The 24,945-nt window shown below is 46.9% G+C and carries 20 protein-coding genes; 4 read left to right on the top strand and 16 right to left on the bottom strand.

The genetic code is table 11. From position 1 onward, the window contains the following. Nucleotides 1-6: 6 nt before the first annotated feature. The 10 genes from PTQ21_RS21075 to PTQ21_RS21030 all read right to left on the bottom strand — a co-directional run bounded on the left by PTQ21_RS21075 (nt 7) and on the right by PTQ21_RS21030 (nt 13,829). Complete coding sequence (locus PTQ21_RS21075; RefSeq protein WP_090950009.1) at nt 7-1,308, bottom strand: Zn-dependent hydrolase; 1,302 nt, start codon at nt 1,306-1,308, stop codon at nt 7-9. Further along, nucleotides 1,301-2,710, bottom strand: coding sequence for an allantoinase AllB (gene allB / locus PTQ21_RS21070; RefSeq protein ID WP_090950008.1), 1,410 nt, complete (start codon nt 2,708-2,710; stop codon nt 1,301-1,303). The genes PTQ21_RS21075 and allB overlap by 8 nt, the downstream gene beginning before the upstream one ends. A gap of 40 nt (nt 2,711-2,750) precedes the next feature. Continuing rightward, entirely contained in the window at nt 2,751-3,131 is a 381-nt protein-coding gene (gene uraH, locus PTQ21_RS21065; protein ID WP_338020284.1) for a hydroxyisourate hydrolase, read from the bottom strand. Next, nucleotides 3,128-4,633 (bottom strand): factor-independent urate hydroxylase, encoded by a 1,506-nt coding sequence (gene pucL, locus PTQ21_RS21060; protein ID WP_274567019.1) that lies wholly within the window; start codon nt 4,631-4,633, stop codon nt 3,128-3,130. The genes uraH and pucL overlap by 4 nt, the downstream gene beginning before the upstream one ends. A gap of 295 nt (nt 4,634-4,928) precedes the next feature. Continuing rightward, nucleotides 4,929-6,551, bottom strand: coding sequence for a PucR family transcriptional regulator (locus PTQ21_RS21055; RefSeq protein ID WP_274567018.1), 1,623 nt, complete (start codon nt 6,549-6,551; stop codon nt 4,929-4,931). Nucleotides 6,552-6,806: 255 nt separating this feature from the next. Then, nucleotides 6,807-9,551 (bottom strand): CHASE3 domain-containing protein, encoded by a 2,745-nt coding sequence (locus tag PTQ21_RS21050; RefSeq protein ID WP_072732900.1) that lies wholly within the window; start codon nt 9,549-9,551, stop codon nt 6,807-6,809. 179 nt (nt 9,552-9,730) lie between these two features. After that, the gene (fumC, locus tag PTQ21_RS21045; protein ID WP_063563935.1) at nt 9,731-11,119 is read right to left on the bottom strand and encodes a class II fumarate hydratase; all 1,389 of its coding nucleotides are present in this window, start codon (nt 11,117-11,119) and stop codon (nt 9,731-9,733) included. 224 nt (nt 11,120-11,343) lie between these two features. Beyond that, nucleotides 11,344-12,354, bottom strand: a complete 1,011-nt coding sequence (locus tag PTQ21_RS21040) for an aldose 1-epimerase (RefSeq protein WP_274567017.1) — start codon at nt 12,352-12,354, stop codon at nt 11,344-11,346. Nucleotides 12,355-12,568: 214 nt separating this feature from the next. Further along, on the bottom strand, nt 12,569-13,378 hold the full coding sequence (locus tag PTQ21_RS21035; protein ID WP_090949999.1) for an MBL fold metallo-hydrolase: 810 nt from the start codon (nt 13,376-13,378) through the stop codon (nt 12,569-12,571). A 184-nt stretch (nt 13,379-13,562) separates the two neighbouring features. Then, nucleotides 13,563-13,829: a hypothetical protein gene (locus PTQ21_RS21030; protein ID WP_079696002.1), complete on the bottom strand. Its 267-nt coding sequence runs from the start codon at nt 13,827-13,829 to the stop codon at nt 13,563-13,565. Between the two features lie 214 nt (nt 13,830-14,043). Between PTQ21_RS21030 and PTQ21_RS21025 the strand changes: the two genes are divergently transcribed. The 4 genes from PTQ21_RS21025 to PTQ21_RS21010 all read left to right on the top strand — a co-directional run bounded on the left by PTQ21_RS21025 (nt 14,044) and on the right by PTQ21_RS21010 (nt 18,341). Further along, nucleotides 14,044-15,276: an aminopeptidase gene (locus PTQ21_RS21025; RefSeq protein WP_063563938.1), complete on the top strand. Its 1,233-nt coding sequence runs from the start codon at nt 14,044-14,046 to the stop codon at nt 15,274-15,276. 82 nt (nt 15,277-15,358) lie between these two features. After that, nucleotides 15,359-16,591 carry an aminopeptidase gene (locus PTQ21_RS21020; RefSeq protein ID WP_274567015.1) on the top strand — a complete coding sequence of 411 codons (1,233 nt, stop codon included), beginning with the start codon at nt 15,359-15,361 and terminating at the stop codon, nt 16,589-16,591. A 213-nt stretch (nt 16,592-16,804) separates the two neighbouring features. Further along, a complete protein-coding gene (locus PTQ21_RS21015) occupies nt 16,805-17,395 on the top strand; it encodes an RNA polymerase sigma factor (protein ID WP_063563940.1) in 591 nt (196 codons plus the stop codon). Then, the gene (locus PTQ21_RS21010) at nt 17,373-18,341 is read left to right on the top strand and encodes a hypothetical protein (protein ID WP_274567014.1); all 969 of its coding nucleotides are present in this window, start codon (nt 17,373-17,375) and stop codon (nt 18,339-18,341) included. Before PTQ21_RS21015 ends, PTQ21_RS21010 begins: the two co-directional genes overlap by 23 nt. Nucleotide 18,342: 1 nt before the next feature. On the opposite strand, the gene PTQ21_RS21005 is transcribed toward PTQ21_RS21010, so the two are convergent. The 6 genes from PTQ21_RS21005 to PTQ21_RS20980 form a co-directional block, all read right to left on the bottom strand. Then, complete coding sequence (locus PTQ21_RS21005; protein ID WP_274567013.1) at nt 18,343-18,834, bottom strand: hypothetical protein; 492 nt, start codon at nt 18,832-18,834, stop codon at nt 18,343-18,345. 224 nt (nt 18,835-19,058) lie between these two features. Continuing rightward, nucleotides 19,059-20,024, bottom strand: coding sequence for an ABC transporter ATP-binding protein (locus PTQ21_RS21000; protein WP_076288624.1), 966 nt, complete (start codon nt 20,022-20,024; stop codon nt 19,059-19,061). Beyond that, entirely contained in the window at nt 20,017-21,000 is a 984-nt protein-coding gene (locus PTQ21_RS20995) for an ABC transporter ATP-binding protein (protein WP_274567011.1), read from the bottom strand. Before PTQ21_RS20995 ends, PTQ21_RS21000 begins: the two co-directional genes overlap by 8 nt. A gap of 9 nt (nt 21,001-21,009) precedes the next feature. Next, nucleotides 21,010-21,951: an oligopeptide ABC transporter permease gene (gene opp4C / locus PTQ21_RS20990; protein ID WP_063563945.1), complete on the bottom strand. Its 942-nt coding sequence runs from the start codon at nt 21,949-21,951 to the stop codon at nt 21,010-21,012. Nucleotides 21,952-21,963: 12 nt separating this feature from the next. Beyond that, nucleotides 21,964-22,920 carry an ABC transporter permease gene (locus PTQ21_RS20985; protein WP_063563946.1) on the bottom strand — a complete coding sequence of 319 codons (957 nt, stop codon included), beginning with the start codon at nt 22,918-22,920 and terminating at the stop codon, nt 21,964-21,966. Nucleotides 22,921-23,021: 101 nt separating this feature from the next. Beyond that, nucleotides 23,022-24,746, bottom strand: a complete 1,725-nt coding sequence (locus tag PTQ21_RS20980) for an ABC transporter substrate-binding protein (protein WP_274567010.1) — start codon at nt 24,744-24,746, stop codon at nt 23,022-23,024. Nucleotides 24,747-24,945: the final 199 nt, after the last annotated feature.

Here is a 24,945-nt window from a genome sequence, read left to right as displayed (position 1 = left end):
CTTCACTCAACTCCCGTAACCGTATTTATAGAGTAGCTGAACGAGAACCCGGAAACCTTTCATCAGGTCCTCTTCAGCTGTATATTCAAGGGGATTATGGCTAATGCCATCTTGGCTAGGTACAAAGATCATCGCTGTAGGGCAAGCCGGCTGAAAGATCTGCGAATCATGTCCTGCGCCGCTTGGCAAGTGCATATAGGATAATTGCTCCACTTCACAAATATCACGAATGTCTGACGTAATCTGTTCGTTCATCGGAATAGGTGTGACAGACAAGTGCTCCTCCCAGTTCAGTCCGAGCTGTTGCTCGGCTGCGATTCTGCTAAATTCCTGTAGCATATTGTGCCAGCATCGATCAATGCTCTCTTGCCTGATATGCCGGATATCGAGCGAGAATACGGCCCGGGATGCAACGACGTTACCCACACCCGGATCAGCTGTTATTCGACCCACAGTGGCTACAAGTGGTTCTCCCGCTTCAAGCGCAATGCGTCTTACGGCTGTAATCATCTCGGCTGCACCTGCAAGTGCATCCTTGCGCCAGGCCATCGGTGTAGTTCCGGCATGATTGGCTTCGCCACCTACTGTAATGCTAAAGCGTTTCTGGCCTACAATATCCGATACAATACCAATTGAATGGCCCAATCGTTCAAGGACCTGACCTTGCTCGATATGAAGTTCGATAAATGCACCGTATGTGTGTGAAGCCATTCTATAGCTACTATCTGGTCCAAAGCCTGCATCATGTATTGCCTGTGCAAAGGTAATGCCTTCTTGATCCTTCAAATGCTGAACTTCTTCCAGCACGCTTACCCCCGTTATACTTCGTGATCCCCAATAAGCGAAGGGGAATCGACTACCTTCTTCCTCGCATAGGGACACGACTTGAAGCGTTCGTTTGGGTGCCCCAAAATTTTTCTGTAGATACTCTAGCGCGAGCACTCCTGCAACTACGCCATATGCACCGTCATACTTCCCACCTTGTACCACGGTATCGATATGGGAACCCGTAACAATCGGCGCCTCTTCCATTCCTGTTCCTGAACCCGTACCGTGCAGAGTTCCATACAGGTTGCCCGATTGATCAAATTCAGGAGCCAACCCGTTCTCCTGCATTTTTGCCGCTAGCGCATGCTGTGCCTTACACCATGCTTGGTCGTACAAAAGACGTGTCACACCTCCCTGGGGATCAGCGCCATATGTAGACAACCAGTCAAGCATGCCTTGCAGCTGCACCTGCTCCAATTGCGGCAAAGCCTGGGTGGGACGTTCCGTACCGGAAGGCGTGTGTACTTCAAAGTCAGTCATAATACCCCTCCGTTCCTTCAACACCAACCGGAACAGATGAGTTAGCACGGATAAATCGTCCCACAGGTTCATCCGACAATCCTGTTTTTGAACTGTATACTCGTGTGCCCCGGCAGAACACCTCTGCAATGCTAGAGGAAAACGTGCGTCCCACATAAGGACTCTGTTTATGTGTGTAGTGCAGATCATCCGTATTTAAGGTGGTACTCTTCTCCCAATCAATTAGTACCAGATCCGCATCCTTGCCGATGGCTATCTCACCTTTTCTCTCCAACCCAAGTCTTCTGGCAGGTTGCAGAGACAGAACTTTTCCGAGCAGCGGAAGGGCTACATTTCGCTGAAGATGTCCTTCCTCCAACATGAGCAGCAGCGTACTTTGCGCACCCGAGATGCCACCCCAGATTTCAAAGAAATTATCAGATTGTTTCATCGATGGCGGACAGGGTGAGTGGTCGGATGCGATAACATCAATCAGACCTGCTCCCAGCGCATCCCATAACCGATTTTGCTCAGCCATACTCCGCAAAGGTGGCGCACACTTCGCTACAGCTCCCAACCGGACAACATCCTCCTCTGTCAGAGTCAGGTAATGGGGACATGTTTCAGAAGTTACATCCAACCCGCGCCGTTTTGCCTCTGCAATCAGATCAAGCGCTTCCCGTGTACTGATATGAACAAAATGCAGTGCACATCCGGTTTGCTCCCCATATCGCAGTGCTCGTGACACCGCCTGAACCTCTGCTTCTGCTGGGCGAGATTGCACGTAATCCATCGGGCCAATTCGTCCATCTGCAATACTTCTGGCTCTCAGTTCAGCAACCATCGTCTCGTCTTCGGCATGAAGCGCCAGCACACGGTTTAGTTTTGCGATCTCGTACATGCCATTCAAAAGTGTATCGTCATCCGCTCTGGCGAAGATGTCTTCCCCTTCTCCGCCAGGTTCGGACATAAATGCCTTGAATCCCGCCGCCCCCATATCAGCCAAAGGCGCAAGCTCACCCCGATTGCCGGGAACAAGTCCTCCCCAGAACGCATAATCAACATAGGATTGACCGTCGGCTGCTTTCATTTTCGACTCCCAAGCCTCCGGTCTTATCGTTGGGGGGACACCATTAAGCGGCATATCAACGTACGTCGTAATTCCACCAGCAGCTAGTGATGCGGATCCCGATTTGAAACCCTCCCAGCTCGCGAGTCCAGGTTCATTAAAGTGAACATGAATGTCCACAGCCCCCGGCATCACTGTGAGGCCAATTGCTTCTATTATTTCAGTATCTTCATCACCCACCAGGTGTGAGGACAAAGCTGATATTTGTTCACCAGTAATCCCAATATCCAGTTCTTCCACGCTATCTCTCAACACAACCCGGGCCCCCCGGATGATCGTATCTAATCTTGTCATATGGATGACCCTCCTCTGATCAGAACCGGATTCGTATATTTCAGCTTCCCCGGTATGTACTGTAACCTCCAGGCGCAATCAACAGAGGAATGTGGTAGTGACTTGAAGCATCGGATACGGCAAACCGGATCGGCACAACCGTCCATAATGCCTGCCCTAATTCTTCAAGAGATCGCTGTGCGTAATATCCCTCAACGTTGAAATGAAGCTCGTAGACCGCTTGCTCAAGCTTCCCGCCTTCAAGCAAAGGTGCATCCAGACGCCCATCGGCATTGGTCAACGATTCAGCAACTTTCATTTTGCTTTCCTTCTCGCCATCTCTGTGTAATACAAAAAGTTCAACCCGCACGCCTGCGGCCGGAACGCCCTTGGAAGTATCCAGCACATGCGTAGTAATCCGTCCTCCAGCTACCGACATCATGCCTCACCTTCTCTCTTCGAGCCCCTCTGGTCAGCCTCTAGATCATCCCTTGTCATTGAGAAACCCTGAAACCCATAAGGAGGCCTGGCCTCGGTGAATACTTTGCCTTCTCCTTCTTTTACTTCCTCCAGCACCGTTTCCCATGTCCGATTGTTGGATTCAAATGAAACCTCACTGAGCTGTCCAAATCGTCGCAATAGCCTTAGTCCAATCTGATAAATTAGATGCTGAATGGATGCCGAACGACACGCATGGAACACGGCTGCAGCTACATCTCTTACCTGCTCCGCCGCTACATAACGTCCGCGCTGATCGTCCATGCCATCTCTCGGGTCTTCGTAACGCCAATTGATATTCAGGAAAATGAACAGTGGACGGTCCCATGTCTCGGGTAAGGTGGTGTGCTCATCCTTGACGAAACCGGCAAATTCACTGCCTTTGACCTTAATCAGCCTGATATCTGCGACACCACTGAAATGATTGCTCAGTTCAACCTGATTTCCTTTTCGCTGCGCTTCAATTGCAGCCGTCGCGCGATCATTCTGGGAATAACGGAATACCAGCTCGCTTGCACGAAGGCTTCCTTCTCTGCGAACAGGCACATCTTCAAAAGGAATCTGATCTGCCGTCATTTGCACTTTGGTCATCTGCGGATATGTCTCCAGAAAACGTCGGCTAACGTAAGCGAGAAAACCCTCCACCGTAGCTCCGTAGTAATCCGCAGCATGTTTCAGGATGAAATTCTTCATTGAATCCGTTGCAACGACGCGAGAGTTATCTCCTTCGATAAAAGAAGGCAGAAATTCGTCGCCTTGCACGGCTACTTTAATGTTTAATCCGAACAGGATATTATTCCGTCCGGTGAATGGAGATTCCGGGATGGGCTGAATACCCGTCAACGGTTTGGCGTATGAGCGGTATATCCATACATCTCCTTTGCCGTAATACATGGTCCGTTGCTTTACTTCGGATGGCTTAAATTCAAACTCATGTTCATGACCAATCTGCACCAGCCACTGTTCCAATCGAATGGAAGCAATCTTGAACACTTCCTTCAGGGCGGTCTGGAATTCCTCCTCTCTTCCTCTCCGATTGCGCTTCCGCATGGACTCCAGGATGGACTGAGCTGTGTGACCTTTCACGGCCAATATAAAAGGAAAGCCGAATTGGCTTGTATATTCTTTGTTTAGTTTACTAAGTTCGTGATATTGCTCCGGCGAAAGTGAATTAAGCCCTGCACCAGCCTGTTCTTGAACAGAATTGCTGCTCATGCTGATCCGCGCACCGAGATCCGGGTGATTGCAAAGCAACTGCAACTTGACCTTCTCATCGGATGTCTGAACTGTGTTCTTCATGACATTCATCATGTGTTCAAAAGAGTCAAATGGCCGTGAAGGCCAGGAACGCTCCGCCACCCAAGGCGATTCTTCGAATAGTCCGCCAAACGTATGCACGAACTGTGTGATAGACCAGTTGTTAACGAGTTTAATGAAGTCGCCCATGTTAGAACCTCCGGTCTTCTGTGGATTGTTGTTTTTCATTTTAAGTGTCTCTCGATACTGCGACAACAATATTTACGTAATTTTGTAATATAACATAACATCAGTTATGTGATTTGTTAGCAATGCACGGGAATTGGTTGTTCAAATGTAATGAAAAGCTGAAAAACCGCACTTCCTCAAGGGAAATACGGTTTTATCTGACATGCCTGTTTCATTGTCATGCTGCACAACACTTGTTCTGGATAATGATTATGATCATAAAAGTATTTACGTATTAAGTAGGTCCACTCTTCAGTTAATAATGCTGCGAATACGGCCTAGCCGTAGTTTTGTCCCGCACAAACTTACGGAAGGTGAATACGAGCTTTAATTTTAGCAAATCATTAGTCTTCTTAAAGTCCATTTGCAGCAAACTTCCGACTTTCTCCATCCGATAGGTAACGGTGTTCCGATGGACAAACAGTTGCTTCGCAGCTTCGTTAATGAGTCCATCATTCTCGATAAAAGATTCCAACGTATTCATCAGCACCTGATTGGGATCGCCGTCCCTGGCCAGTAAAGGCTCAAGTACTTTATTGCAGTAATTCTCCATGATGTTATCCGGAACATGTTGGAATACATAGGCGAATTCCAGCATCTCAAACTGGAGAGCCCGATCCTTCATACCGAATCGGCGAGCCAGTTGGCGGGTATCCAGACATTCCTGATAGGCTTCGCGTAGCGACTTCGGCTCATGCTTCATTTTGCTGATCCAGAAACGCGGTGCAGATGCTCCCTTGGCTTCCTGTGCTGCAAGAACGTCACCGAATCTATTAAGCAGGAATGCTGATAATTCCTCTCCATAATCCCTCCCCGTTGGACAGGTATAGATGGATAGTATGCCATCTTCGATCTGAAAATGCTGTGAGGCCGTGAATTGCATAAGCGGATTGTACTGCAACTCACGGTGGATCTGCTTCAACAGCTTTCCTTCTGCAAAAACAGACGGTTCCAGTGTGATCAACACGCATTGGTAGGTCCCCTGAAATAGATGAACGCCTTTATTCTCGCTGAGCTTGGTGAGTTCATCTACCGTCATTTTGTTATCTAGATATTGGGTTAGCAGTGTACGCATCTCATCCTGAACGGTGGGGTTAATGTGTTCTCGATAGGTCATATCCATATAGAATGCCAGGACATCCGCAGCCTGCTGAAACAATTCTTCCTCCGCTCTAAGTGACAGCGCCGAGTCTGTGAAGACGAGCAAAAATCCGTATTCTTCATCATTCTGCTTGATGGGTACCCGGTGGCAGCTTCCCTGATTCCATTTCACTCGGTGCATGACGGATTTCCAAGGCCAACCTTGTACTACAGCATCTCCCGCAATACCTTCGCTACCATAGAGCACATGTCCGCGGGAGCCAATAACCGCAAGTGGATAATTCAACACGGTAGCTAGTTCGGCAAATACATTCCGATGCTGTTGCTGCTGCAATGCAAACTGCATCAATTTTTTCTGTTTTTGCACCACCTCGTGCAGTAAACGATTGCTGCGTTCATGTTCAGCCTTGAATAACGCATTCATCTGGTCGGAAAATGTAAACTGAAACGGCAGTTCCAGTAGCGGTAACCGCAGTCGATCTGCTTCCTCGATAATCCCTTGCGGAATGGCCTGCCAGAAGCGGCCCAATTTAATGCCAAGCCCAGCACAACCACGTTCGTTCAGGCGGCGCATCAAACGAAGTGCATCCGTCTCATTGTCTTTCATAATAAACGCGGTTGTGAACAGCAGTTCTCCGGATTTGATCCAATCCGCTATATCTGGAGCGTCCATGACGTTAACGGATTTCATCATCCGCGAAGTCCCTTCCCCACCTGCAACCAGTCTGGCCTCAGACAACGGGTATACCTGTAAAGCCTCTTTAACCGTGAGCTGCATGGACATTACCTCCCATATATATAACGCATAAAGCCGTATATATCCTTGATTTGGAACTGAACAAAGATTGAGCACTTGGTTTCAACCATTTTATTGAAATAAACCTTTATTGTTGTTAAGTATTATAACATCATTTTTATTTTAATAGCTTACATGAGAAAAAAATAAAACCCATGACACAATTGCAGCAATCGTTGCGCAACTGGCATAGGTTTTATTTTTGAGTTAATACTGTTGAATTTCAAACGGAAAAGATCAGATTCCCAACGTTTCATGACTCAGCCATAATTTCATGCGGGAGAGTACCTCTTTCATATTGAGCGGTTTGCTAATATAATCCGAAGCTCCTGCCGCGATACATTTATCACGATCTTCTTTCATGGCTTTGGCAGTCAAAGCAATAATAGGGAGCTTCTTGAGATTCAATCTATCACGGATCTGGCGAGTGGTCTCATACCCATCCAACTCTGGCATCATGATATCCATCAAGATAATATCTGGATTCGCTTCTCCGCTCTCTAACATCTCCAGACACTCGTAACCATTCTGAGCTGTTATCACTTTCATGTCATACTGCTCAAGGGCATTTGCCAAGGCATAAACATTTCGAATATCATCATCGACAACGAGAACCTGACGACCATTCAATAATGATTCTTCAAGTGGAGTCAGCAACATCTCGATTTTGGTTGAATTCATTCCTGAAGCACTGTTTATTTCAGGAGCAGTCACAGCAACCTCATTCAAGAACAATCTGGAGTTCTGCATAACCTCAGGCTCTTCCCTTCTAAGCGGGAGGAATAGGGTAAAGACACTTCCTTGTCCTTCGCGGCTCGTTGCCGAGATTGATCCTCCCAACAGATTGGCAAGGGATTGAGAGATCGACAGTCCCAGTCCGGTTCCACCGTATTTTCGAGCTGTGGCTCCATCGGCCTGTTTGAATGCATCAAAGATCTGCAGCAGTTTGTTCTCCGAAATACCAATTCCGGTATCACTAACCGAGAAAGCTATAACATCCGTCTCTGCTCCGCTCCCTTCAGGATTGGACAGACTCACTCTGGAAATAGTTAAGGCCACTTCTCCTTCATTAGTGAATTTGAATGCGTTGGAAAGCAAATTTCTCAGAATCTGATGTAACCGCATCTCGTCGGAAAAAATCGTTTCCGGCAGAGGGCTTTGAAGCTGAATACGGAAATCAATTCCTTTTTGCTCAGCCGTTTTCAGGAAATATTGATTCATCGCTTCGGGCAGGCTTCCAAGATAGACATCATCCAAGTCCACTTCCATCTCCCCGGCCTCCACTTTGGAAAGATCGAGAATATCGTTAATCAGATTCAACAGATCCTTGCCTGATGCATGGATCACCGAAGCATATTTCTGTTCTTCACTGTTTAAGTGCTGATGCTTGTTCTCAGCCAAAATCTCGGACAGAATCAGCATACTGTTCAGCGGAGTACGCAGTTCATGCGACATATTCGCCAGGAACTCAGACTTGTAACCAGAGCTTGTCCGTAACTGATCCGCTACTTCTGCAAGTTCACTGGCAGAGGTCTCAGCCGCATTTTTCTGCAGTTCCAGACGCTCGTTCAACATGTGCAGTTCTTCAGTCTGCATATGTAACTCTTCCGTCTGAGACACCATCTCTTCGGTCTGTGCCTGCAATTTCTCCGATTGTGTCTGCAATTCTTCATTCAGTACCTGGGATTCATCATACAAATGCTGTAATTCCATGCGTGTGACGGTGGAATGAAGCGACACCCCGAATATTTCGATCAGTTCGGTTAGCAGCTTTGTTTCCTTAGGTTCGATTGGCTTCATGGAAGCCAGTTCGATTACAGCTATCGTTTTACCTTCAAATACCACAGGTGCTACCGTGAGTGATGCAGCTGATGCATCACCAAGACCCGATGAGATACGAATATAATTTTGAGGCAAGTCGTTCATTTGCAGAACCCGCTTCTCAATTGCACTCTGACCAACTAATCCCTCACCCGGTGCAACGGACACTTTACCAAGGGAACGCTCTTTCTCGCCATCTGCTGCATACGCAGCTACACGAATGAGACGATTCTCTTTCATCGCATATAACACGCCATACGGGGCTTCCAACAGGATAGCGACCTGGTTTAGGAACAAGCGTGACAGTCCCTCCAGGCTCGTAGGGTTCTGCAGGAGCGTGGCGATGTTGGCAACCTGATCCTTAAGTCGATTCTGTTCCTGTACCGTGTCCAGCAATATATTGGTCTCTTGGCCCAAATCACCGACTTCATCATGTGTTCGGACAACAATACGCTGTGTAAGATTGCCGCCTTGGGATATGTCGGTGATGGTTTGTTTGACTTCACGCAGGGTTTTGACGATATTACCCGAAATGACAAGCGCTGCGGCTACAGATAGTCCAGCAACGACAGCCCATAAGGTGTACATAATCGTAAGCAGTGTGGAGCTTCGTTCGGCGAGCTCAGTCACCCGACTCTCCGTAAGGCCCATCTCTGTGTTGCGGAAGGTTTCAAACTGGGACCGTAACAGATCAATTTCGCTTTTCCCCGGATCGGAATGGAAAAAATCAATAACTTTCTCCTGATCCCCTTGTCTTTTTAGGGCTACCGAGGCTGTTCCGGCAACATCAATCCAGCGGACAATATGTGATTTGATGTTCTCCAGGCTCTTCTGCTGGGATGGGTTATCGCTAACCAGCTCATACAGTTGGGCATAATTGGAGTTCCATTGGGTCATCGCTTGGGTGTATGGCTCCAAATAACTTTCTTCCCCAGTAATCATGAATCCCCGCTGTCCTGTTTCCATATTCAGAACATTTTTCTCAATTGCGTTGGTCAGGTTATGCACTTCCAGGTCGTGGTGGCTGATAAAATCGATTTCCTTCTGCGATGCATCAATTTGGGCAGATAACACCAGCAAAACAGCACCAAATAACAACACAACCACTAGATAGCCCAATAGAATTTTGGAGCGTATCGTGAATCTTCTCTTTTTCGACAACGCAGAAACCTCCAATGAAATAAACAATTCCGATCGATTAAAAAAACAGTCGCATATGTAGTTTATATGTATACGTATAGACTGACAAGTATTAGTTCACGAAACCTCACGAGCTAAAAAACGACCTGCGGATGCAGGTCGCTTGTTTATTAGAATGAAGTTCGCATGATAATGATTGATTAGGCTTTCGGAGCAATCATTTTCGCTGGATCAACATACTGATCGAATTGCTCTTCCGTAAGCAGACCTGTCTGCAAAGTGGCTTCTTTCAGAGACAGTCCTTCCTTATGCGCAAGCTTGGCAATTTTGGCTGCATTCTCATAACCGATGTGCGGATTAAGAGCAGTAACCAGCATAAGCGAATTATTCAGATTATGTTCTATCTGACTGAGGTTAGGCTCAATACCCACCGCACACTTATCATTGAATGCAACGATGGAATCAGCGAGAAGCTGAACAGATTGCAGGAAGTTATAGATAATAACCGGTTTGAACACATTCAACTCGAAGTTACCCTGACTTGCCGCGAAGCCAATCGCCGCATCGTTCCCCATCACTTGCGTAACCACCATGGTCATCGCTTCGCTCTGGGTTGGATTCACTTTACCCGGCATAATGGAACTGCCCGGTTCGTTCTCTGGAATACGAATCTCTCCCAGACCACTTCGTGGGCCACTAGCCAGCCAGCGAACATCATTGGCAATTTTCATTAAGTCAGCTGCAAGCGCTTTAACTGCACCGTGAGCGTAGACCACTTCATCATGACTTGTAAGCGCATGGAATTTGTTTGGAGCGGATACAAAATCCTTGCCGGTATGCTTGCCAATTTCTTTGGCTGTATAATCACCAAAGTCAGGATGTGCATTAATTCCGGTTCCCACAGCTGTACCACCAATTGCGAGTTCTTTCATATAATTAACACTATCCCGGATCATGCGTTCACTCTTATCGAGCATCGCTTCCCAGCCGCTGATCTCCTGACCGAGTGTAATTGGCGTTGCATCCTGAAGATGAGTACGTCCAATTTTGATAATATCTTTGAATTTTTCCGATTTGTCTGCAAAAGTGGCTTTCAGCACCGCGATTGCCGGCAAGAGCTGATCTTCAACAGCAAGTACACCTGCAACATGCAGAGCCGTTGGGAATGTATCATTGGAGCTCTGGGACATGTTCACATCATCATTCGGATGCAGACGTTCTTCCTTGCCCTTTTGTTCCAGCAGCTGGTTACCCAGATTGGCAATGACCTCGTTTACGTTCATGTTGGACTGTGTTCCGCTACCCGTCTGCCATACCACGAGCGGGAAATGATCATCAATTCGGCCTGCAATAATTTCATCAGCGGCATAAGCGATTGCATCCGATTTGGCAGCGGACAATTTACCTAATTTATGGTTACTGGCAGCAGCGCTTTTTTTCAATATGGCAAGAGCACGTACAACTTCCATCGGCATATGCTCGCGACCAATCGGAAAGTTCTCCTTGCTGCGCTGCGTTTGAGCTCCCCACAGCCTGTCGGCTGGTACTTTCATTTCACCTAACGTATCTCTCTCAATGCGGTATTCCACTTGCTTTTCCTCCTCCAAAAAGATGGTTTGGGTCTCTACAAAAATACGTATACATTCTTTTCTTCACAGCATCTTGCATCTGTTGATTCCAAAATTAACTTTGGGCTTTATGCAAAATGCTTTTATGAGCAAAGCTTGTGTATCTTGTCATATTATACATGATTGCCTGACCGGTTTTCACCTTTTCGACAAAAATGTAAGCGTGACGCAAAATGTCCGAGTATTTATTTTTGCGGTTTAATCGGATAAAGACGGCTGGTTTGCTCAAATAATTCGCCCGGCTCAAGACCAATCAGACCGATCTCTTCAGCAGGAATGCCTTGTACATTCGGGGCATTAACCAGGTTCATCTGTGGCTCAGGACAGAAGAATCCGCCAGTCATATTGTTATTCCAGATCATCCAGTGCTTGTATGACGTGCCTACATCGTATACCAACTTGTCACCGGTACGATGATCGGTAAGCTCCATATAGTTTCGCCCATTCTGCGGTTCTGCAGTGTAATGGTTGTCCATGGCTGCAAAAAACGGACTAACACCCTCACCCTTTAATTGCTCTTCCTCTGGTGTAAGCGGTTGAAATTGTCCCGTAGGCAAAGAACGTTCATTTAATTCACGACGCTGACCAATCGTTATTTTGGCCGTGTAATCGGATGTATGGCTTTCCGGTGCAAAAGGTACGCTAATGGCTGTATGGAATGCGAACAAATTCGGCATACGTTCCTTCCCGTTATTGCGGACATTCAATTGCTGCTGAAGTCCCAGACTACTCAGCGAATAACGGAGTGTCACTGTAAAGGTGAATGGCAGGTATTTGTAGAACACATGTCCTTCTTTCACTTCCTGACTTAGCAAAACATAACTCTCCAGCTCGTTAGATCCGTAGCCCTCAACCTTCCACTCGGCATCATGCAGAAATCCATGCAGATGGTTACCTGTAGCTTGTTCGTTTATAGGTAGTTGATAGACTTCGCCGTTCCAAGGGAATCGACCATCCTCATAGCGATTTGGTGGAGAAAGAATCGGTATACCGTAAACGGCAGGTGCTGCCATAAACTCGTCCATATGTTCCTGGTCTGGCTCACGCAAATAACGGAATCCCTGCTCTGTATCACGGAAAGCAACAAGGTTGGCACCCACGCTCGGAATAACAGCTGCTTCGAATTGATTAAAACGAAGCCAGACGGCTGGTATACCTCCAAATTGTTCTTCGAAAGCTGCGTTTTGCTGTGTCATCGTTATATGTACCTCCTGCATACTAAGGTTATATTATACGGCTCGACTATATCATGACCACGCACAAAATACCAATCTATGATAGAGAACAAATTCATAATAGAACGAAAAAAAAGACAGCTACGATGCTCCGTGGCTGTCTCCATCCCCTTATGTTGCCGTACTGAAATCATTCAAGATTTCAAAGATATGCCCATACATGGCATCGGCTCTATTAATCCACATATTTGCCGTGATCCGGGACGGCGGTCTGTTCAAAATCAAGATCGAGCCGCTCCAGCGAATCTCTCAGCATTTCTCCGGTTAAGGAATGACCGTGCCCGGTAACAGCAACTATGGGCTCCAGTCGTCGAATAAGCTGAACTGATCGATGAGCCGCTTGCCAATCCGTCGTGAAATATGCAGGTGGACCGTGCAACTGTTTGTCCTGAAGCAGCACACTCCAGAGCGATTCCTGTTTTACAGTGACGATCGCGTCTCCCGCAATCAGGATACGGTCTTCTTTTCGAAATAGCGATACATGGCCCGGTGTGTGACCGGGAGTATGCAGCCATTCCCATCCAGAAACACCTGGAATTGAATGATCATCCGGCAGACTGAATATCCGATCATCGAGATTAATAGCTTCATTAGGATAAGCAAATGACAGCCGTGCCATCAAACCGCCACCTACAGTAGGGTCCGCCGGAGGGTAATCTTTCACACCTGTCAAATAAGGCAGTTCCAGTGGGTGTGCATACACCGGGACACCCCAGAATTGTTCGAGTTCGATGACGGTCCCTACATGATCAAAATGACCATGTGTCAAAATAATCGCAGACGGTGGACCAGGAAAGCGTTCAGTTGCAACATGAAGAATCTGATCAGTGAAACTGGCCATTCCAGTGTCCACGAGCACCCAGTTCCTGCTTCCAGGCTCCCCGATGAACACAACATTAACGAACAGTGTACGCAGACTGAGGATATCGTGCGCGACTTCTTCAAGTCCCGTCATTCCTGCTGTAATCAGATTGTCAGATGCCATTCACGGTTACCTCCCATTCAGGCGGATTGTCTCTCTGGTTCCATTCATCTGTCATAGACTTCCCTTTTCTGGAGTAACTATTCCTTATTCCCAATAAAATAGACGGTGGACGCCCTGTTTCAGGCATACACCGTCTAGTATAATCAGCTACATTCCATATTAGAACAAGAACCTCTCGGTCCTATTATGCCGGGTAAGCATCCAGTGCCGCATCAAGCAGTTGATTGTACATATCATCATCGTTTTCAAGCAGCTCGTCCATACGCAGCAATTCATCTTCATCACCGGATTGTTCAGTGAAATGCAGACTATAGTCCCAATCCTTGCCGTTCTTGCTCATAAACGTAATCTCATAAACTGACTTTTCGCCTTCTGCACGAAAAACCGTATTTCCTACATAATTCTTCTCATCTTCACGACGCATCTCTGCACGAATAATCTCAATATTCACAATCGTTCTCTCCTTTAATCTCTCTTCAGTTGCAGGTCTCCACAATTTATGGTAAACCTAGTTTGGTAATTATTATTGGTTAATTGTACAATATATATCGTAGCAACGTATACCTTATTCAATGAGGGAACCTCACTGACTCCTTACATACCTGTAATGAGGACTATAATAACAAACAGCTACGACATTATACCAAACAGGAGGAACAAATAGCATGAACAATTTTGAAACGAATTTACAACAATATGCCGAACTGGCAGTCAAAGTGGGTGTCAATGTCCATCCTGGGCAGACGCTCGTCGTAAACGCACCCATTTCCGCAGCACATTTTGTGCGCCTGATCGTCAAAGCCGCTTATGGCACAGGTGCCAAGTTGGTCAAAGTAAACTGGAGTGATGAGGTAATTACACGTCTTCACTATGATCTCGCACCAGAGGAATCCTTCTCCATTGAACCAAAATGGTTTGCAGGGGAAATGACTGAACTCGTAGAAGAAGGTGCCGCCATTCTGCATGTTATTGCAGAAAATCCGGACCTGCTTGCCGGTGTTCCTCAAGAACGCATCGTGACTAGTCAGAAAGTTCGCGGTAAAGCGATGGAGAAATATCGTTCCTATCAGATGGCAGACAAATTCAGCTGGTCCATTGTGGCAGTTCCTTCCCCTGAGTGGGCAGCCAAAGTATTCCCTGATCTTCCGGCTGAGCAGCAAATTGATAAGTTGTGGGATGTCATCTTCAAAACCGTTCGCATTGGTGAGCAGGATGCTGTCGCTGAATGGAAAACACATTTGCTGAATCTCGACTCCCGTGCTGATCTGCTTAACGAGAAGAAATACAAAAAACTTCACTATACTGCCCCTGGCACAGACTTGACGATCGAGCTTCCTGAAGGTCATCTGTGGGTATCCGGTGGAAGCATTAATGAGCAGGGACACGTCTTCGTTGCCAATATGCCTACAGAGGAAGTGTTCACCGCTCCACTGAAAACCGGAGTTAACGGTACAGTTCGCAGCACTAAGCCACTGAGTTATGGTGGCAATCTGATCGACGGCTTCTCCATCACTTTCGAAAATGGTCGAATTGTCGATTATACTGCTGAACAAGGACTTGATTCATTGAAAAGCTTGATTGAAATGGATGAAGGCGCACATTATCTGGGCGAGGTAGCTCTCGTTCCACATCAATCGCCAATTTCGGATACGAATATTTTGTTCTACAACACCCTCTTTGATGAAAATGCATCCAACCATCTGGCTATCGGTAACGCCTATGCCTTCTGTCTGGAAGGCGGCAAAACGATGTCCAAGGATGAATTGATCAGCCATGGCATGAACTCCAGTCTCACTCATGTGGATTTCATGATTGGATCAGGAGAAATGAACATTCACGGTGTCACTTCCGAAGGTAGCGAAGAGCCAATCTTCCTGCAAGGCAACTGGGCTTTCTAATTTAGACGATGTAAATGAGAGAGAGGGTCACTCCTCTCTTTTCCTGCGTATGCGGGGCATTCATGATATGGAGGAACTTGATATGTTGAGTTTTGAACAAAAACTGGATCGTTATGCTGAACTGGCTGTAAAAGTTGGAGCCAACGTTCAGCCCGGACAAATCTTCGTTATCAGCGCGATGATTGATACAGCTGAATTCGTGCGTTTGTTGGTGCGTAAAGGCTACGAGGCCGGAGCAAAGAAAGTCATCGTCAAATATGGAGACGAAACTGTCAATCGGCTGCGGTTTGAAATGGCGCCTGAGGACTCTTTCCAAGATGCACCGAAATGGCATGCCGCTGAACTTGAGGAGCTGGCAGCGAACAATGCTGCGTTCTTGACCATATTGTCATCCAGCCCAGACCTGCTAAAAGGCATCGATCCAGAACGCATTTCCACCCATCAGCGTACATACGGACAGGCGATGTCCAAATACCGTCAGTATCAGCAGGCGGACAAAATGAGCTGGACAGGAGTAGCCTGTCCTTCGCCGGATTGGGCCGCCAAAGTCTTCCCTGACCTTCCCCCTGCCGAGCAGATGAAACAGCTCTGGGAAGCCATTTTTGCTGCTGTAAGAGCTGATCTCCAAGATCCTGTAGCGGCTTGGGAGCAGCATATTGAGCGTTTGGAGCACAAAGCAGTTGCCCTAAATAGCAAAAAATATAAAACGCTACATTTTGTTTCTTCAGGAACCGACCTTACCGTTGATCTTCCTGAAGGGCACATTTGGGCGCAGGCTGGCAGCATTAACGAACAAGGTACTCGTTTTGTAGCCAACATTCCGACAGAGGAAGTATTCACCGCGCCGGCTAAATATGGGGTAAACGGCAAAGTGTCCAGTACCAAACCACTCAGTTATGGCGGAAGTATCATTGATCGCTTCTCCCTTACATTTGAGAACGGACGCATCATTGATTTCCACGCCGAAGAAGGTCAAGATACCCTTGAAAGACTCATTAAAATGGATGAAGGTTCGCATTATCTCGGCGAAGTCGCTTTGGTGCCCTTCCATTCTCCAATCTCGGAAAGCGGTATACTCTATTACACAACGCTATATGATGAGAATGCATCATGTCACCTCGCTATCGGCAGTTCATATGCTTTCAATATCGATGGTGGCAAAACCATGTCAACCGAAGAGCTTGCAGCTCGCGGTATGAACTCCAGTATTACACATGTGGACTTCATGATGGGATCGCCGGAAACGAACATTTACGGTGTTACAGCGAATGGCGAGCGTGAAGCCATCTTCCTGAACGGCGATTGGGCTTTCTAAGCCATTTGTATCTGTTATTCTACGATTATTAAATAACACATAGAGGCTGCCCTACTAACCATAATTTACTGGTTAGTGAGGCGGCCTCTCTCTATTTCGGCTATACTTTTTCTGCTTCTGTCGGACTAACCTCCCATTGTATCGCTTCCATATAATGTTGTAAAATGAAATGATACCAATGTTTGTGGATTGTTCACCAGAAAGGAGAACATCATGGCCAATCGGCTCCAATTACTCTTAGCCTCAGATTTCCATAATTTGGGCCCTCAGCTTCAAGAAGAAGTGTACTACGAATACTATAATATGGTACATGGTCTCATCGTTTACATCATCAAAGAACGTGCTGCAGCAGAAGATATCATTCAGGAAGCTTTTATCAAAATCATTAAAAACAAACCTCTCTTTGACAACGAAGTCAAGCTGAAAGCCTGGCTGAAGGTTGTCACACGGAATACCGCCATTAATTATCTGAGAAAAAATAAAAATAACCGTAACCAACTGGATACGGATAGTGTTTTTATAGATATGGAGACAATTAATCAGACGGCAGCTTCCGTGGAGAGCACGGTGGAGACTCAAATGATGCAGGAATCCATCGAGTTCTATCTGGAACAGCTTAAGCCGGAATACCGTGTACTCGTGGAGCTGCGCTGGAAAGAGGGTCTTTCCTATCGGGAAATGGCCGATCTGCTTGATACATCCGAAGAAATTGTGAAGCAACGTTTGTTCAGAGCCCGCGGAAGTATCAAGAAGAAATTACATAAGGAATGGGGTGGAAGCATTGAGCAAAGGCAAGTCCGATAAGCATATTGATTCATTCGATTCAGAGCTGGAAGACGATTTTTTCGATGCCGCGTTTGATATGGCTTTTGACGAAGCCTTCCATCAGGCTGTATCTGCCACCCCTGCTTCCAACACCGAATCCATGCGCCAATCCTGGCTCCAAGTTCAAAAGGAGATTGACCGGGTTGGCGTACGCAAGAAAAGAATGCGCACCATACGTTTGTCCGTCATTGTTGCTGCGTCCGTGACCATCGGCGCCGTCATCTTCAGTATGCCAACCGGGACGCAAGCCGTCTCCCCTTTTGTACAATCAATCAAGGACTGGGGCAATGGGATGAAATCCATTGTTATTGAGGATCGTACCACCCAACTAGGCGCCGATCCGTCGACTGCCAAGACGCCTCCACCTCCTGAACGAGGAGTTAATGAAGCTCCCAAATTCTATTCTGGAGACGAACCAGAAGAGGATGAAGATATTGTTCTCCCCTTCTATGAGACATCACATTTACTTGAACCTATTGTTGTAACCAAGGAAATAGCACGCTCGGGATTTATGGGTGATTTTTTGTTATCAAAAGCGATTCCCGAGCGGTTTACAAAGATCAAATTTGAGCTCATGCTGGATACCCTCAATCCCGTCAATCCGGAAGATTATTACGAATCTCAACGAATGAGGGTTCGTTATAGCGGCGAAGGCAAAAATGGTGAAGAAGAAGTCATTCAGTTTGATTATGCCTATGTTTCGCCTGGTCAGATCATTGAGGGGCCCATGCTACGCGAAACAAGTATCGTCAAATTGGCTGATGGCAGCGATGCATTTATGTACCTCGGTCCCCCCTATAACACCTTTCAATGGATGATGGGTTCTGTCAATATGAGCTTATTCGGAACCGTCTCGGAAGAAGAGATGACTGCCATTGCCAACGACCTGCAGGAACAAAAATTTCCAGGTAGTACTCGCAAGTAAATTAAAATAATACGTTGCTTGAAATATGTGTTGTCGTCTCAGGCTTGACCCCATCATCGGCCGTGTGAAGACTGACGACTCGATAGTAATAGCCGGTTATCACGGTCCAGCTCGATTGGGCATTCAGGGTCTGCGTTTGCGATTTCTTCTTGGAACCGGATTGATAGAGTATCCAGGCCGATCCCGTCCAGCGTTCAAGTCGATAATCGACTTGCAGCGATTTCATTTCCGAGAAAGTTGTTGTTGTTGTATTTACAACCGCAGTCAGCCCCCCTCCAGGTGTAACCGTCCCCTCTGCCTGATAAATATATTTTGGGGAAGTCAGTGCATGAATACTTGGTTCCAAAGGCGGTGGCGGTGGAGTAAGCGCGTGAGGCTGGATACTTGGACTGGCAACAGCAACCTCTTCGGTTGGTAGCGCAAGAATTATGGGTGCCGTTAGTGCTGCAACAATCATGACTTTCAGCATGGACGTTATTCTTAATTTCCGCATACGTATCCACCCTTCATTTTCCAAATTTGATTTTGTGTAAGTATTAAACGGATGTAGTGGTTAGAAGGTTTCAAAAAAATAAAAGACGCTCCGACTTACATGTCGGCAGCGTCTTTTGGTTCTCTGATGCATCATCGGGTAAATACATACTGACTGGATGAAACCTAAATAATTCCATTCCGTATCCATAAGATAACGTTGATATGAAATTATTCTCACATGCCTCAGACCAAATGACAGGCTACAAAATGATCCGCTCCAACGTTCCGATACGCTGGAATTTGCTGCTTGCAGATATCTTCTGCCCATGGACAACGTGTATGGAACTTGCATCCAGTTGGTGGATTCACCGGACTGGGGATATCCCCTTTAAGCACAATTCGTTCCCGTTTCAATTTGGGAATCGGCACAGGTACAGCTGATAGCAGCGCTTTCGTATACGGATGCAGTGGATTGCCGAATAACTCATCTCTGGAGGCCGTCTCGACCATGGAGCCCAGATACATCACTCCAATGCGGTCACACAGATGTTCCACCACACTCAGATCATGCGAAATAAACAAGTAAGCAAGGCCACGCTCTTGCTGAAGTCGTCTGAACAGGTTGATAATCTGAGCCTGAATAGACACGTCCAGTGCTGATACCGGTTCATCTGCGATAATCAGTTTCGGATTTAAGATCAAAGCTCGCGCAATCCCAATCCGCTGTCGCTGACCACCAGAGAACTCATGGGGAAAACGATCAATATGATAAGATGACAATCCGCAGGCTCCGAGTACCTCCTTGACGAGATCACGAACCTCGCTTGCGGTAGCCAACCCGTGATCCAATACAGCCTCCCCGATCGCATCACCAATGCGAATGCGCGGGTTCAGTGAACTGTAGGGATCCTGGAAAATAAGTTGAAGCTGCGGACGGATCTTCCGCACTTCCTGCATTGATAACTGATGCAAGTCAACACCTTGAAAACGAATCTGTCCTTCCGTTTTTTCCGTTAATCGCACGATCGTTCTTCCAACGGTGCTCTTGCCACTTCCGGATTCACCCACTAATCCAAACGTCTCGCCTTCATGGATTGTGATGCTGATATCATCGACTGCTTTCACATGGGCTACTGTACGATTCAATAAGCCTTTGCGCACTGGAAAATAGGTTTTGAGATGTTCAATTTCCAATAGAGGTTCAGACATGACTCAATGCCTCCTCATACAGCCAGCATGCAGCCTTCTGTCCGGGCCCAAGCTGCTTCAACGTAGGCATTTGCGTGGTGCATATCGACATACAGTGCTCACAACGATCAGCAAAATGACAGGAATCTTTTAAGGATAGTGGTTCAGGTACATGTCCGGGTATTGAATACAATTCGTCCTGCCTTTGATTGATAATGGGCTTGGAGCGAAGCAATCCCTGGGTATATGGATGTTTGGGAGACTCAAACAATTGCACAACTTCCCCCTCTTCCACCACTTTGCCTGCATACATTACAACGACATAATCCGCCATTTCGGCTACAACACCAAGGTCATGCGTGATCATCAGAATGGAGGTTCCTGACTGGGACTTGATATGTTGTAACATATCCAATATCTGCGCTTGAATGGTCACATCCAGTGCGGTGGTTGGTTCATCCGCGATTAACAGTTTCGGGTTACATGAGATGGCAATGGCAATCATAATGCGCTGCAGCATACCTCCACTCAGTTCGTGCGGATAGCTGTTTGCAATCTGTTCCGGTCGTGAAATACCAACTTCGGCAATCAGCTCCACCGCTCTGGCACGAGCCTTCTTTTTACTCATTTTCAAGTGTACAATCAGCGGCTCCATCAATTGCTCACCGATCTTCAGCACGGGATTCAACGAGGACATCGGTTCCTGAAAAATCATGGAGATGTCATTGCCCCGGATGGCACGCAGCGAAGATTTACTTTCACGGAGCAGATCCCGTCCATCAAAACGGATCACACCTCCTACTACCTTGCCAGCCGGTTCTTCAATCAATCCCATAATCGACATGGCGGTTACACTTTTGCCGCAACCTGATTCACCAACGATGCACACCGTCTCCCCTTCACGCACATTCAGGCTTACGCCGTCGACGGCTTTGACATTGCCTTCTTCCGAGTAAAAATGAGTTTCAAGTTGTTCAATTTCAATCATATTTTGCATGAGGCGTGCTCACCTTCTCTTCTGTTTGGGATCTAATACGTCTCGAAGACCATCACCAAAAATGTTAATCGCAATAACGGTCACGAAAATGGACAGCCCTGGCGGAATCCATAACCACGGATGCTGTTGAAAATCAATCATGTTGTTGGCCGCATCGATCATATTGCCCCATGTAGGCGTTGGCGGCATGACACCCAGTCCAAAAAAGCTAAGTACCGATTCGCTGAGAATGGACCCTCCGATATTCAGAGTCGCCATGACGATGAGAAGCGGGACAATATTGGGTAGAAGATGGTGAAACAGTTTGCGACGGTCACGCAAGCCAAGAACAACAGCAGCCTGCATGAACTCACGTTCTCGCAAGCTTAACATCTGTCCCCGTACCATTCGGGCCATACCGGGCCAATTGACAAAGCTGAGCATCAACATGACGATATACATTCTGGAATCCGGCGGAACTTTCCAATCCGATAACAACGCGCCGAAAATGAACAGCAGCGGCAATCCCGGAATCGTAAGCAGCAAGTCGGCAATCCGCATAATGACCTGATCAACAATGCCACGATAATATCCGGCGATGGCTCCAAGCAAGGAGCCGATAAATACGGATAGAACCATGGAAGCCAAACCAACAGTGAGCGAGATACGACCAGCCATCAGCACACGGGTAAGCACATCCCTACCAAGCGCATCTGTACCAAGCCAATGATGAATGCCTGGACCTTGTTTCATCGCCGCCATATTGATCTTGTTATCGGTATAAGGTGAGAACAGCGGTCCAATGAAACAAGCCACAAACATCAACAAAACCACGATGAATCCGCCAACGGCAAGTTTGTTCTTGAGCAGTCTTCGGAGCGACAATTTCCATAAAGAAGACTTGGTAGGAACCTTTAAAGGTAAGGCAGCTTCTGCGGCATTTCTCGTTACAGACGATGAAGAGATTGTCATTTTCATAGCCCCCTATTGCAAACGGACACGCGGATCTGCGATGTGATAGAGCACATCAGACAGTAGCGTTCCAATGACGGTCAGGATGGCGATAAACATGGTAAAGCCCATCAGCAGCGGATAATCACGCAGTGAGAAGGACTGCATATATAACTGGCCGATACCGGGCCAGCTGAATATTTTCTCAATAATCAGTGAACCGCCGAATAAGGACGGCAGCTCGAATCCAATCAGTGTAATTGCAGGTAAAAGAGCATTGCGCAAGGCATGGGTATACAACACTTTGCTTTCTTTTAAACCCTTGGCTCGCGCTGTTCGAATATAATCCTGCTTGATCACATCAATCATGTTGCTGCGGAAGTAACGGGTAAGTGAGCCTACCCCAAGCAGGGTCATGACAATTACAGGCAAGGTCATGTGCTGAATCACCTCTTTGACATAGGCCAGACCGGTGGCATTACTTCCTGTAGTCATCATGCCGCCTGGAGGCAACCATTTTAAGTCAACCGCCAGCAGTTTAATCAAAAACAATCCGATAAAGAAGGATGGCACGGACATGGCTGCAAATATGCCTATCATCACGAAGGTATCGAACCACGAGTACTGCTTATAGGCAGCGATCACACCGATAATAACCGCGATAAACCAGGTCAGGAACGTAGTCACCGCAGCTAACAGAAATGAATTCCAGATATATTCGTTGAACAGCGAGAGCACTGGCTTTTGTTGTGCCAATGAATATCCGAAGTCCCCGTGTACAGCATTTTTCATCCAGATGAGATACCGTTCGATAACGGGCTTGTCCAGTCCGTATAATTCGCGCAGTTCGGCCTTGCGCTCAGGACTCAGCTTAATGTTGCTGGAGATGTAATCTCCAGGAGTAAGTGCATACAGGCTGAAAATCAGAACGGAAGCGGCCAGCAAAATAAGAACCATGTATGTCATCCGTTTCACAATGTAAGTGCTCATATCAGGCTCCTTATCAATGCGTCCCCTGCATCTGCGACATCGCAAACACAAGGGACGTTTTGTTTATTTCGGTATGGATGTTTCTTGATTCATACCACCGCTTATTTCAGAGACCATTCCGGCAAGCTGGTTGCAATCCCGCGGTATGGACTGACAGAGAGCCCATCGATCCGACCGTTATAGGCATAGACTGTTTTTTTGTAACTGGTGAAAATGACAGGCAGCTCATCGTTGAGCAACTGGTACAACTCTTTGTATACTGCTTTGCGTTCCTCTATGTCTGTCGTAGCCAGACCTTTGTTGTACAGCTCTTTCACTTTGGGATTGTCGTACCCTTTCAGCTCACCATCCACAAATTGCATTACCCCGTCTGAAGGATCCGTTAGCATCGGTGTGGAGAAGGAAGCCACGTCGTAATCGCCGCCCTCCACTTTGGAGACAAGTGAGTTGAAATCCGCGAAGACTTCAGGCTGGAACTGCACGCCAATCGCCTCGAAGTTTTCTTTGGCCACCGCAATGAAGATATCCGTGGCCGGACTCTTCGTTCCGAGGAAATGCAGGGACAACTTCTTCCCGTTTTTCTCACGGATGCCATCCGCTCCAGGCACCCAGCCTGCGTCGTCCAGCAATTGATTGGCTTTGTCCGGATCATAGGCATATGGATTAATACCTTCTTCCGTATATGACCAGGAAATAGGTGAAGTCGGGATGTTAGCAACAGCGCCTGCCCCTTGGTTGGCATCTACATAGATGGACTGACGATCCAGGCCATAGGTAATGGCTTGCCGTACTTCTTTTTCCTGAAGCTGTTCATGTTCCAGATTGAGCTGTAAATATCCGTATGTACTTGGTGTGTAAGGCAGAAGGTTGAGGTATGGGATATTTTTCAGCTTATCAATATTCTCCTGGGTAGCCGTGAACGAAGTGAAGTCGATCTCTCCGGTCTCAATAAACTGCCAGGTGTCTCCTTCCGATGTTTTATATATGAAATGCTCGGTTTTCGGTTTGCCCTTGTAGTAGAATTCATTGGCAACGAATCGGACTTCCTGACCCGGAATGAACTTTTCGAGTTTATAAGGACCATTGCCTACAGGTGTTGCATGAAGATTTTTAATGTATTCGAGCTTTCCGAATTGATAGTCTTTGCCGTAGTAGGCTTTGGACAACACTTCAGAGCCCAATGTAAGCAGAGCAGTTGCGTTGGGTTGTTCCAGCGTGACCGAGATCGTTAACGAATCAATGACCTTAATACCCTCAATGTGATCTGCCTTTCCTTCGGTATACGCTTTGCCGCCTTTCACCTTGGTGGAGAAAATATCGAATCCACCGTCATACGACTTGTCATGCAGAATGGTCCATGTAAAAGCAATATCATCTGCGGTGAGCGTGGAGCCGTCACTGAACTTGGAATCTTTTCTCAGATGAAACGTGTATGTACGCTGATCGTCGGACACATCCCAGCTTTCAGCGAGATCAGGAACAGGCAATCCCTTCTCATCTACGGTCACAAGTGAAGCAAATAGCAATGAAGCAACGTTGCCATCATATCCGCTCTGATGGAAGTACGGTGTGAAAGCCCCGCTGGGATCCGTAAGTCCCACAATCACCGTATCCGTCCGTTTTTTTGCCGTCTCAGGTAATTGATTCAAGTCCGTCGCCTGAAATGGTGCATCCAGTGCTGCTGAAACCGGAGTGGCTTGTGTACCCGGATTCGTTGTCCCGCTTCCAGCAGTAGTGGTCTCTGCTCCCCCACCTCCAGCACATGCCGATAACACAATTGCACTACTGATAATTAACGATGCCACAGATAAACCTTTCACTCTCATAAAATCCTCCCCAATTCATAAATGATCCATATTTTTCTCGCTCAGCCGTTCCTAATTCCCGAAATAATCCAGAATATATATAATTCCTATGAAATTAGTAAGGTATAAGTTCGATAAGCCCTATTATAAGAACCTCATTCGGTTCTGTAAATAGAGAACCACAAAAAAATATTTATATTAAACCCATTAATATCCACTT

Origin of the sequence: Paenibacillus marchantiae (assembly GCF_028771845.1) — a bacterium.
GTDB lineage: Bacteria > Bacillota > Bacilli > Paenibacillales > Paenibacillaceae > Paenibacillus > Paenibacillus marchantiae.
Note: the sequence above shows the minus strand (reverse complement) of the source record. Positions and strands in the feature narration are given on the sequence as shown.

Coding starts and splice junctions, on each gene's coding strand:
- PTQ21_RS21075 (WP_090950009.1), bottom strand. CDS start 1,308: ATGACTGACTTTGAAGTACACACGCCTTCCGGTACGGAACGTCCCACC.
- allB (WP_090950008.1), bottom strand. CDS start 2,710: ATGACAAGATTAGATACGATCATCCGGGGGGCCCGGGTTGTGTTGAGA.
- uraH (WP_338020284.1), bottom strand. CDS start 3,131: ATGATGTCGGTAGCTGGAGGACGGATTACTACGCATGTGCTGGATACT.
- pucL (WP_274567019.1), bottom strand. CDS start 4,633: ATGGGCGACTTCATTAAACTCGTTAACAACTGGTCTATCACACAGTTC.
- PTQ21_RS21055 (WP_274567018.1), bottom strand. CDS start 6,551: ATGCAGCTCACGGTTAAAGAGGCTTTACAGGTATACCCGTTGTCTGAG.
- PTQ21_RS21040 (WP_274567017.1), bottom strand. CDS start 12,354: ATGACACAGCAAAACGCAGCTTTCGAAGAACAATTTGGAGGTATACCA.
- PTQ21_RS21035 (WP_090949999.1), bottom strand. CDS start 13,378: ATGGCATCTGACAATCTGATTACAGCAGGAATGACGGGACTTGAAGAA.
- PTQ21_RS21025 (WP_063563938.1), top strand. CDS start 14,044: ATGAACAATTTTGAAACGAATTTACAACAATATGCCGAACTGGCAGTC.
- PTQ21_RS21020 (WP_274567015.1), top strand. CDS start 15,359: ATGTTGAGTTTTGAACAAAAACTGGATCGTTATGCTGAACTGGCTGTA.
- PTQ21_RS21015 (WP_063563940.1), top strand. CDS start 16,805: ATGGCCAATCGGCTCCAATTACTCTTAGCCTCAGATTTCCATAATTTG.
- PTQ21_RS21005 (WP_274567013.1), bottom strand. CDS start 18,834: ATGCGGAAATTAAGAATAACGTCCATGCTGAAAGTCATGATTGTTGCA.
- PTQ21_RS21000 (WP_076288624.1), bottom strand. CDS start 20,024: ATGTCTGAACCTCTATTGGAAATTGAACATCTCAAAACCTATTTTCCA.
- PTQ21_RS20995 (WP_274567011.1), bottom strand. CDS start 21,000: ATGCAAAATATGATTGAAATTGAACAACTTGAAACTCATTTTTACTCG.
- opp4C (WP_063563945.1), bottom strand. CDS start 21,951: ATGACAATCTCTTCATCGTCTGTAACGAGAAATGCCGCAGAAGCTGCC.
- PTQ21_RS20985 (WP_063563946.1), bottom strand. CDS start 22,920: ATGAGCACTTACATTGTGAAACGGATGACATACATGGTTCTTATTTTG.
- PTQ21_RS20980 (WP_274567010.1), bottom strand. CDS start 24,746: ATGAGAGTGAAAGGTTTATCTGTGGCATCGTTAATTATCAGTAGTGCA.